Annotated in this window: 8 protein-coding genes and 3 pseudogenes; 3 read left to right on the forward strand and 8 right to left on the reverse strand. The window is 40.2% G+C overall.

The features are described from left to right. Positions 1–6: 6 nt before the first annotated feature. Entirely contained in the window at positions 7–231 is a 225-nt protein-coding gene (locus ACTNCK_RS09860) for a hypothetical protein (protein WP_441082453.1), read from the forward strand. Positions 232–289: 58 nt separating this feature from the next. Here the strand turns inward: ACTNCK_RS09860 and ACTNCK_RS09865 are convergent, their stop codons facing one another. After that, entirely contained in the window at positions 290–922 is a 633-nt protein-coding gene (locus ACTNCK_RS09865) for a PBECR4 domain-containing protein (protein ID WP_441082456.1), read from the reverse strand. A 347-nt stretch (positions 923–1,269) separates the two neighbouring features. On the opposite strand from ACTNCK_RS09865, the gene ACTNCK_RS09870 reads away from it, so the two are divergent. Then, complete coding sequence (locus ACTNCK_RS09870) at positions 1,270–3,168, forward strand: IS1634 family transposase (RefSeq protein WP_441082459.1); 1,899 nt, start codon at positions 1,270–1,272, stop codon at positions 3,166–3,168. A gap of 595 nt (positions 3,169–3,763) precedes the next feature. Here ACTNCK_RS09870 and ACTNCK_RS09875 read toward each other — a convergent pair. From ACTNCK_RS09875 to ACTNCK_RS09905, 7 genes and pseudogenes are all read right to left on the reverse strand, one after another. Next, positions 3,764–4,426: pseudogene (locus ACTNCK_RS09875) on the reverse strand (ORF6N domain-containing protein). 115 nt (positions 4,427–4,541) lie between these two features. Further along, positions 4,542–4,790, reverse strand: coding sequence for a DUF6462 family protein (locus ACTNCK_RS09880; RefSeq protein WP_441082461.1), 249 nt, complete (start codon positions 4,788–4,790; stop codon positions 4,542–4,544). Beyond that, positions 4,787–5,401 carry a hypothetical protein gene (locus ACTNCK_RS09885; RefSeq protein WP_441082464.1) on the reverse strand — a complete coding sequence of 205 codons (615 nt, stop codon included), beginning with the start codon at positions 5,399–5,401 and terminating at the stop codon, positions 4,787–4,789. The genes ACTNCK_RS09880 and ACTNCK_RS09885 overlap by 4 nt, the downstream gene beginning before the upstream one ends. Positions 5,402–5,626: 225 nt before the next feature. Continuing rightward, the gene (locus tag ACTNCK_RS09890; RefSeq protein ID WP_441082466.1) at positions 5,627–6,169 is read right to left on the reverse strand and encodes a hypothetical protein; all 543 of its coding nucleotides are present in this window, start codon (positions 6,167–6,169) and stop codon (positions 5,627–5,629) included. A 129-nt stretch (positions 6,170–6,298) separates the two neighbouring features. Then, positions 6,299–6,880, reverse strand: a complete 582-nt coding sequence (locus ACTNCK_RS09895) for a hypothetical protein (protein ID WP_441082469.1) — start codon at positions 6,878–6,880, stop codon at positions 6,299–6,301. 14 nt (positions 6,881–6,894) lie between these two features. Continuing rightward, positions 6,895–7,356: pseudogene (locus ACTNCK_RS09900) on the reverse strand (DUF4885 family protein); the annotation flags it as partial. 173 nt (positions 7,357–7,529) lie between these two features. Then, positions 7,530–8,789 (reverse strand): annotated as a pseudogene (locus ACTNCK_RS09905) (IS66 family transposase); the annotation flags it as partial. 73 nt (positions 8,790–8,862) lie between these two features. Here ACTNCK_RS09905 and ACTNCK_RS09910 point away from each other — a divergent pair. Further along, entirely contained in the window at positions 8,863–9,162 is a 300-nt protein-coding gene (locus ACTNCK_RS09910) for a hypothetical protein (RefSeq protein ID WP_441082472.1), read from the forward strand. The last annotated feature ends 296 nt before the right edge of the window (positions 9,163–9,458 follow it).

The following is a 9,458-nucleotide window of genomic DNA, read 5'->3' on the forward strand; positions in this document are numbered from 1 at the left end:
TATATCATGGATTATATACGAACTGAAGCAGATGGACAACTGGCATTTACGCAATCTACTGAATTTTTGTTTCTGCCATCTTGTCTTTATGGCTTTCATAATACCGAAACTACTGTAGAGACCGCTAAATCTGGACGTACCATCTACTGTCATCGTGGTACTTTGGAACTTCTTCATGAAGATCATGGATATAAGCCGGAAGGAGTACGTCAGGAATCATCCCTCACATAAAATTTGTGATCGAGCCATTTTTCACTTAACAAAACATGATCTTCATCATTCATATGTCTTATTCTCCTGTTACATCTTCAAACAACTTTGCTGACACAATATCCTCAATTTTTTCTCTGAACTGCTTAAGCATTGCTGTATCTCCAACAATAATTTCATCAAAGAATAAACTTCCGGTTGTTTTTCTTAGAATCAAATCTACAGTCCCCGGATTCTTCAATTCATTTCCTTTTATCAAGGACTTCGGACGTGCTTTCTTTGATTCTGAAAAACCTAATGTGCAGTTTCCATCCGCTGTTGCCAGCGAACACACTACCCGATTTTTCCGAAAGCCTTCTTCTACTTGAACATCCGATTTCATTAGTGTCATCATATCCGGCAAAACCTGTATTTTTCTTCTTACTGTACCTTTTGCCGACTTCTCATTCTGTCCTGCTTTTGCAAAATCAAAGTCCACATCCGCAAGCGTTCCATCATAACATTTGCGGAAAAATGTCTTAGCATCTATCTTGGACTGCACACCTGTTAAATGCTGAAAATTATCTTCCTCTGCAGCAATTATATAATAATCATTTTTCTCAAATGCTACCGAGCAGATTAAATACTCATAATCAACATAGATGTCCTTATACTGTTTTGCAGCTTTTATCATTTCCTGTCGGGCACGTTCCTTAAAACTTTCCTCTGCCATTTCATCTCCTTTGTTAAAGAAAGGCGGATGACCGAAGCCATCCGCCTTTGATTTTTAGCAGTTTACTCTGTAATGGGAATGAGTTTTAGGTCTTCATCCCGACCACTGGAAACGGGTTTTAAGTCTCCGTCCCGACTGTAGTATCTTCTCTTTGTAATTTAAATATACACTATCGTCTGCTAAAAGTCAATTATTATCTGTCAAGTAAAAATGCGGATCTTTAACACTTACTATAGCATAAGAATTAAATAAAAACACTTACAAGCCGCAGAAATGCGGCTTTTTTCATGCCCAAAATCTGTCAAGTTTTTCAAAAAATACGTTGTACGGTATGGTATAATAGAGGCATGAAGTTGAACTATGACAGAAAATCAAAAGACCCCACATACTTTATCCAGATGGGATTCAGAAACGGAAAGAAGACATCCACGCGGAATGTCGCACGTATTGGAAAACATTCCGAGCTGCTTGCGCAAGGCATCAGCGATCCACTTGCTTATGCAAAAGAAAAGGTGGCTGAGGCAAACAAAGAGCTGAAAGATGGCAAGGTCTCAATGGAGGTAAAAATTGACTTTGCAGAAAAGGTTCTTGCATCAAACGCCGTGGTATCACAATCCACAACGAGGAACATCGGATACTTTTATCTTCAATCCATCTACCATCAGCTGCAGCTTGATGAATTCTTCAGAAACGTCACCGCTGATTCCAAGATCACGTTTGATCCGAACCAGGTAAACCATTTTCTAACGTATGCAAGAATTCTCAATCCTGACTCCAAGCTTGGCACATACGAGCATCTGGATCATTACTATGAAGCGCCTCAGTTCGGATATCAGCATATCATGAGAACTCTTGATATCCTGGCTGCAAACCATGATGGCTACATCTCTCATCTGTATAAAAAAAGCTGCGATGTCATCAAAAGGGACAACTCTGTCTGCTACTTTGACTGCACGAATTACTACTTTGAAACAGAAACAGAGGATGTGGTTGTGGATGAGGTTACGGGAGAGATCATGAAAGGATTCCGGCTTTACGGTCCTTCCAAAGAGCATCGGCCAAACCCGCTTGTTGAAATGGGACTTTTCATCGATTCCAGAGGTATTCCAATCTCCATGTGCCTGGCTTCCGGCTCCACCAACGAGCAGACACTTGCCATACCGCTCGAGAAGAAGATTACTCAGATGTTTCAGGGAAAGAAATTCATCTACTGCGCAGACGGCGGTCTTAACTCTCTGAACATCCGTCTTTTCAACAGCATGGGAGGCAGAGCTTTCGTCGTTACTCAGTCTGTAAAGAAGCTTTCAGAAGTCCTCCAACAGGCGGTATTCAATGACTATGATTATCGCCTGGTTTCTTCAGGAGAATCAGTCACGATTGAAAAAATGAAAAACTTCGACCGCTTCAGCGGAGCCAATCGTGCTCTTTATGATGACTGCGCCTATAAAATACTGACAGCTGACAAAGCCGTTGATACAGGTCTTACAGAAGTCAAAGTCTACAAGAACGGAAAAACGAGAAAAGTGAAATCCAAGGCAGCACTCAAACAGGTCATTATCGTCACGTTTTCCCGCAAGATGATGGAATACGAACGTCACATCAGAAACAATCAGGTTCAGCGTGCAAAGGATCTTCTGAAAAAAATGGATCCGGAAACGTTTAAGAAAGGTCCAAACGATGTGACCCGCTTTATCAAAAGATCAAACAAGAAGAAAGACGGGCCTGATGCAGACAGATATGTCATTGACGAGGAGAAGATAGCCGAAGAAGAAAAATACGACGGATACTATGCTGTTGCAACCAACCTCACACCGGACAAAGGTGAAAGTGAAAATGATTTCGTTCACAGCATAATCTCTTTGAACGCAAAAAGATATAAAATTGAAGACTGCTTCAGAGTCATGAAAACTAACTTCTGCTCACGTCCTGTCTATCTCCAGACAGAGTCTCACATCAAGGCACACTTCATGATCTGCTACACAGCACTGCTGCTGTACAGGCTCATGGATGCCAAGCTGGACGATTATTGTAAAGCTCTGAAAGACAGCACTATTCACCTGACCACGGATAACATCATCGAAACTCTTCAACACATGGAGGTGGCCAACGTGCAGGATATGTATTATCTTTCGACCTACACCGGTTCACAGACGCTTAATGCACTGGAAGCGGTCTTTGATCTGAGCCTAGACCGAAAGTATTATCAGCCATCAGAATTGAATAAAAAACTGAAGAAAATTTTATGAAAGATTTTTTCTGGAGGAAGGTTTCCATACAACATTTTTAGAAAAGCCAAAAGTGCCAGAACCTTGAAAACAGTCAAGAATTCTGGCACTATTATATTCGTCAAGTGTTAAAGACGGGAATATACACTATCGTCTGCTAAAAGTCAATTGTTATCTGTCAAGTAAAAATGCTCATTTGCCATCCCCAAATAGAGAGTTTCAAAAAAGTGTAGCAGGAACACCCCCATTCCGTCCCCAGCAGAAAAAGAAAATGCCCACCAAGCCCGTAAATTCAAGCTTTGTGAGCATATTCCCGTTATTCGAATTCGATAATACTAACTTGGTATCAACCGCCTCATCTGCATATATTCGTTAAATACAGTTCATTTTTGTACTCTCTGTATCATTTTTCGATAATTTCACGCCGTTTCTGTTGTCATATGGTTGTCTCCGTGACAACCTCTGCGACAACATCGACTGAAATTATTATGACGGATTGCAAGTGAAAATGCAAGAGATTTTTATAGAAATTTCATTCTGTGAAACTTACTGAAACTTAAAAACACAGTCTGCCCCATCGCCTTTGAAAACATTTTTTGGATAGACTGTGAAATCCTTAGCCATGTTTTAAGGGTTTTTCCACAACATCAATATCCAAGAGCTTGTCATGTACCAGCTCTTCGCGTATTATCTGTACTGTATCAACCGTTTTATTAAGCTTCTCATCTGTTTTAGTAAGTCTTTCGTTTGTTTCTGTCAGCTTATCATTTGAATCAGAAATTTTAAGGGATAACTGAAGTAGATCATGCTGGCGAAGCAGATCATTATTATCAACGATATAGTCCTTCATAGCACGAAACGTCCGAATCAATGCTTTACTCTGACGTGTAGCCAGATCTCCTTTCAGCACAGTCATAAGCATATGAATACCTGACTCCGTGAAGGCCCAGGGAAGATATGCTCTACCACCCTTAACACCCTTTGTCTGTATCGAGATCAAATTTTTTGACCTCGATAATTCATCAATTTCTTCCCTGGTCAACTGAAACCGAAAATCGTCATCAAATTTCTGTATATTATTCCTCACCTACTGATTGAATGCTTTCGTAGTATATCCATAGATCTCAGCAAGATCAAAATCCAGCATAACCTGAACGCCTCTGACTACATATATCTTATCCCGGATAGTCTGTTCATCGACAATAGCGATCTCTGCGCTGACCTTATCAGCGCCGCTGACAGCCGCTTTTCCAGAATTATTTTCCTTCTTCGCACTCATGTCTGGTCTCCATATAACAAAAATTCATATCACTGATCATGATAGCAGTATTTTCATTGCATTTACTATAAATAATCGTGACCGCACCCTCCCGGACTGCGGCCACATCATACTATCAGATAGATCCCTGTGATTCTTTCTGCTTCATCAGTATATGAGCATCAAGTATCTCCAGGTCTACTACATCGGGTCTGTTTTCGGTCTCACAGACTGCTCCAGCTTCCCAGGCAAGCCTTAGGAAGCCTGGAAACGTCATCCTGTACATCTGTGAACCTTCTCTGTACCTGACATATCTGGCATCTGTTTTCTTTTTCCTGCTGTCTACTCCGATCATAGAGAGCAGATAGCCCATGCATCTGTTCAAGCGGCATTCCCTCCATATCTTCTGTCAAAGCCTGGCAATGCCATGTCAGTGATCTTCATGCGGATACGTCCGATCCTGACATATAGCGAGTGCATCTGCAGCTCGTAGCTATCAGCAAGTTCTTCTATCTGATGTCTGTCGCCACAGCATCTGTGGTATTCTTCCAGCAGCAGCCTGTCTCTAGTCGGAAGCATTCTGATGAATCCCTGCACAAAAGCAAAATCATTCTTCATCGATTCGATCTGGCTCAGACGATACTGGAAAATTTTTCTGGATTCCATGTTGCTTACAGCCTTTCCTATATCACTTGAAAGAATAGCCTCTTCGAGCATAACATTATGGATAGCTTCATTCCCCGTCGTGTCAGAAAGATATGAAGTCTGCACCCGCACACCATCATCCATCCTGCTCCGCTGGTAATCCCGCTCACATATGACATCCATCCTCAGAATGTCCCTTGAGCCCTGCAGTTTCTCAGGAATTGCATAGAACTCAGAAAGAAGCATAGTGATCTTCCCTCTTGAATCCTTCCTGAAATACTCATCAAGAAATCTGTTTTCAGTCAGTGCCAGACTGGCACATGTATCATCACTCTCCGATTTAAAGCCCATAAGCAGTTCCTCCTCCGATGTTGTTAAGGCAATCAATAAGCGCTTTTTCTGCCAGAATCTATGTTATCAGAAGATCGGTGCTTTGAGAAGTACCTGGCTGCCTTTGATGTCCTGTCAATGTCTTAAAAAATTTTTTGAGCGGTATCCGGGTTCATCTGGACTTTCAGGCAAAAATAAGACTCCTATGGAATCCATAGAAGCCTGTATCTCAATCTTTTTTTCTAATTATGTTAGTACATCAAACTTTTCATGTGCATATATAATTCCATCTATTGAAGCACTGCCGACACAATCATTATTTAATCCTAATTGTAATGCATCGCTGTACAATTTATTAAATTCCTGTTTCTTATACCATTCTTCAGGAGTTAATTCATAAGTCCATCCATCTCCAATATTTGAAAGTATACTTTTGCCCAGAGAAAAGACATTAACTCCGTAACCACCAGTGGTCAAAGCTGGAAAGGTCACGTAAGAACCATCCATTATCGGAAAATGCTTCTGCGCTATGTACTTATCTGATTTTGAATCTCCATTTTTACTCAAATAATAAAGTAATGTGTTCTTTCCTGCTGACCAGTTTTTTTCTGATAATCCCTGTTTTCTTATCAATTTCTGCGTCTCTTTATAAATCAACTTCCTATTTGGCGATACATCAGAAATATATTCTGCCTGAAGTCTAATTTTCCGTTCATCAATCAGTTTCAATTTCTCTGTATCCTGTGTATGGAGCTGTTCAAAAGCTAATCTTTTTATATTATCTAGCATTATTGTGTCATTTCTTCTATCAACACATTTGCTCGGTATAATCGACCAATCTGGTGACATTAAGAATGTATTTCTTGTATGATTTTCTAAAGTACTCTCTAATATCTGAGACGTCAGCATTTATTCCCCTTATCTATATTGTACTATCATCTTCGACCCATAAACTGTAAAGCCATCCATTCCAGTATACTGCTGCAAGATGCTCCCCTGTATACGGATATAAAACTTAGTATTTGAAGAATCACCATTGAAGTAACTTGTTCTACTACTACTTGAAGGATTATCTGTTCTCCAAAATCTTACTGTTGTTTTATTATTGGTTGACTTATTTGTAAGTTCGTAATTATTAATTGTGGTAAACTTTGATTGCGTCACCTTTTCAGATCTTGGACAATATAAAGTAATATCTGTAATTGTTGATCCAGACGGTAGGTATTTACTTAAATCCACTATTTGCCCTATTGAATATACTGTTCCCACACCTGTGCTCATAGCCCAATCCTTATTTAAGGTAATATTTGAGGATTGCTTTGACAAATATTCTGGTCGTATACCATCTAAAGTTATTACTGTTGTATGAGATAATGACTTTCTATCTAACGTGTCCTGATTCGCATAAGACACTACATGACCTGCATATGTTCCAAAAGTAATTGTTGCTGCCATTACAAACAATGTAATGATTCTTTTTAAAGTTTTGTTTTTATTCATATTATTTCGCCTCGTTACATTACTGAATACCATTCTCTTTTTCGATTTTCAAAAAAATTTTTGTCGAATATTCTGTTCTGCTGCACATCTATCAGCTCGCCTTTTTTATACGCTATCTGGAGAGTCATATCAGGTATATTTTTCCATCCTATCCTTGCCATATGCCCTATACTGCTATGAATGCTCTCTTTCTCAAGCCACTTGTACATACCCGGTATATCATCATCAGCCTCAACACCTTTATCCGCCAGGTCCAGTATATCCTGACCGTCATCAGTATAATACGTACCATTTTTCTCAGTCAGTTTGTCCAGTTCATAACCGGTCGTATGCTTTATATCTCTATAGATTCTATGTTTTTCATTAGAGAGCTTCGTAATCTGAGAGCTATTGCAGTAGTCTGTTGAAGCCATCGCCTTTATATGATAAAACAGGTTCTTTCCATTTTCTCCGACGTTCAGAGCATTCTCCATTCGCCGCCTGAGTTCATCATATTTGTATTATACAGGAAGCTCCCTACATTGTCAAGTGTTTTTTTGTTAATTTATCAAGGTTTCTCATAGTTCGTTACAGTTCACGGGCAGGCTTGTAACTAAAAAACCGATGCGGTAGACTTGCATCAAGCAGTCGACCAGCATCGGTTCTGTTTTTATTCAAATATCTTTGATACTCTTTCGAAGATGTTCTCTTCGCCTTCAAGACGCAATTCGTGCAGCATACTCATGCCTTTGCAGAGATAAGCGATGCTTTCAAAGCTGCGGAAAGATACTGCCTGAGCCTGTTTCCTTTTATAGGCACGCAGAAACCTCTCGGCGACATTGTTTGTCGTCGGGACTCTTAGATCATGAAGAAACAGCAGATGATAATCTTTGTATTTCTTCAATCGTTTGTATAGATTGAAGCCATCCCTGTAATACGGCGATGGCGGCTCGTACTCGTATTCCTTTTCCGCTGTTTCGAGTACTTCATCATATCGGCGTTCGTATTCTTTGACCGCCTCCTCATCAGGTTCGGTGGAATCATCAAGTGTGTTGCGGTAATGGACCATTTCCTGAATCAGCTCCCGCATCTGCTTGTTCCACGTCAGGTTCGGCTCATTATCTATGCTGTCTTTCAGGTATCTGAGAACATGAGCAGAGCATTCCTGATGATCTGAGCCATAGCTGTAAAAGGTTGCCTCGTGATCGTGGACAAGGATTCCCTGATAGTCCTCGACAACTGTGCCTTTTACTCCTTTATGGCCTTTGTTTTCACGGGCAAAATACAGTGCTTTGCCGTCTGGTTCCGCACAGATAAAAACGAAAGCACTATTACCATTGACTCTGGCATTTGTGCAGTCTGTATGAAGCACCGGAGTAAGGAGCAGATCAGCAAAAGTTTTTTTAAATTCAGCGTCAGACTTTTCGGCAAAAGTCCTGCTGAGTTTATTGATCATGCCTTTTGAAATGTTAAGCCTGTCACTGGTCAGATCTGACAGAAAACGACGGCACTTGTCGATGGAAGTGCAGCAGTCGTTATTCAGAAGATAAAGAAAACCCTTGACGGATCCGCCGTAATTCACATCGTCTACAACACCTTCCGGAAAAGCAGCGTGAGCATGCTCTCCGGTTTTGGAGTTATAGTAAACGTCAGCATGATACTCTTTGACATCAATGACCATGTGGATGTTTACAAGCTGTTTTACGATCTCTTTTCCAGTTGGCTTGAAATCTGTGTCAGTCAGGATCTCTTCAGGAGGATCAAGATGAACCACCTCTGTCGGAGTCTGCATTTTTCTGGCATGATGCGGATGACCTGGTTGTCCGCCAGGTTTCCTGCCTGATTTTTCACGGCTGTTGGAGATCTTTTTGTGATTTACTGATCTTGAAGAAGGAATAGATGAGTTCTCATAGTCTCTGTTGATCTGTGCGTGAGATACAGTACATGCATCGCCAAACGGTCAATCTGGAATGTGAAGATGGAAAATTAAAGGAGATTACTGAATGGTAAAACTATCGACTAATTCTTATATAGATGCTCTGAATGATGTGTTAAAGAGCCGTTTCCCTGCCAATACTTTCTCGCTGAATGGCTATCAGGAATGTTCTACCTGTATGCAGTTCATGGATGGTAACTGGGTGATATTTGATGGTGAAAGAGGGAATAGATATGACGAGATTTACTGCGATACCATCCTACAGGCCTGCCTTGCTTTTATCCGCCGCATGACCCATAGGAAAGATGATATATCTGCTATGGAGAATGAACTTAATGAGAATATCTCTGCTGAGAAGATTGCTTAATAAAAAAAATCAGAAAACCGGAATGGCTGGTCTTACTTCATAAGCATAGAAATAGAGAGAAGCAGGTGCGAACCATCGTTCTTCTCTCTATCTGTAATTTATCACAAATTATTATAGTATTATTTTTGTAAATCTCTCCTGAGTACATATAAAAAGAATTATTGCGGTTGCTAACAATACAATAACTCAAACTTCGCACTTTAAAAAGTGCCTTTGTACCTTGAAAAATCAATAAAAAGTGGCAATTAAAAAGGCAGAATCGCCTTATATCTGGTATAATAGTTTCGACCAAAAAA

The organism is Candidatus Weimeria sp. HCP3S3_B5, from assembly GCF_052064335.1.
Lineage (GTDB): Bacteria > Bacillota > Clostridia > Lachnospirales > Lachnospiraceae > Weimeria.

Excerpts from the sequence above, each read along its gene's own strand:
- ACTNCK_RS09885 (WP_441082464.1), bottom strand. The coding sequence starts at position 5,401 with ATGGGCTTTAAATCGGAGAGTGATGATACATGTGCCAGTCTGGCACTG.
- ACTNCK_RS09865 (WP_441082456.1), bottom strand. The coding sequence starts at position 922 with ATGGCAGAGGAAAGTTTTAAGGAACGTGCCCGACAGGAAATGATAAAA.
- ACTNCK_RS09870 (WP_441082459.1), top strand. The coding sequence starts at position 1,270 with ATGAAGTTGAACTATGACAGAAAATCAAAAGACCCCACATACTTTATC.
- ACTNCK_RS09890 (WP_441082466.1), bottom strand. The coding sequence starts at position 6,169 with ATGCTAGATAATATAAAAAGATTAGCTTTTGAACAGCTCCATACACAG.
- ACTNCK_RS09860 (WP_441082453.1), top strand. The coding sequence starts at position 7 with ATGGATTATATACGAACTGAAGCAGATGGACAACTGGCATTTACGCAA.
- ACTNCK_RS09895 (WP_441082469.1), bottom strand. The coding sequence starts at position 6,880 with ATGAATAAAAACAAAACTTTAAAAAGAATCATTACATTGTTTGTAATG.
- ACTNCK_RS09910 (WP_441082472.1), top strand. The coding sequence starts at position 8,863 with ATGGTAAAACTATCGACTAATTCTTATATAGATGCTCTGAATGATGTG.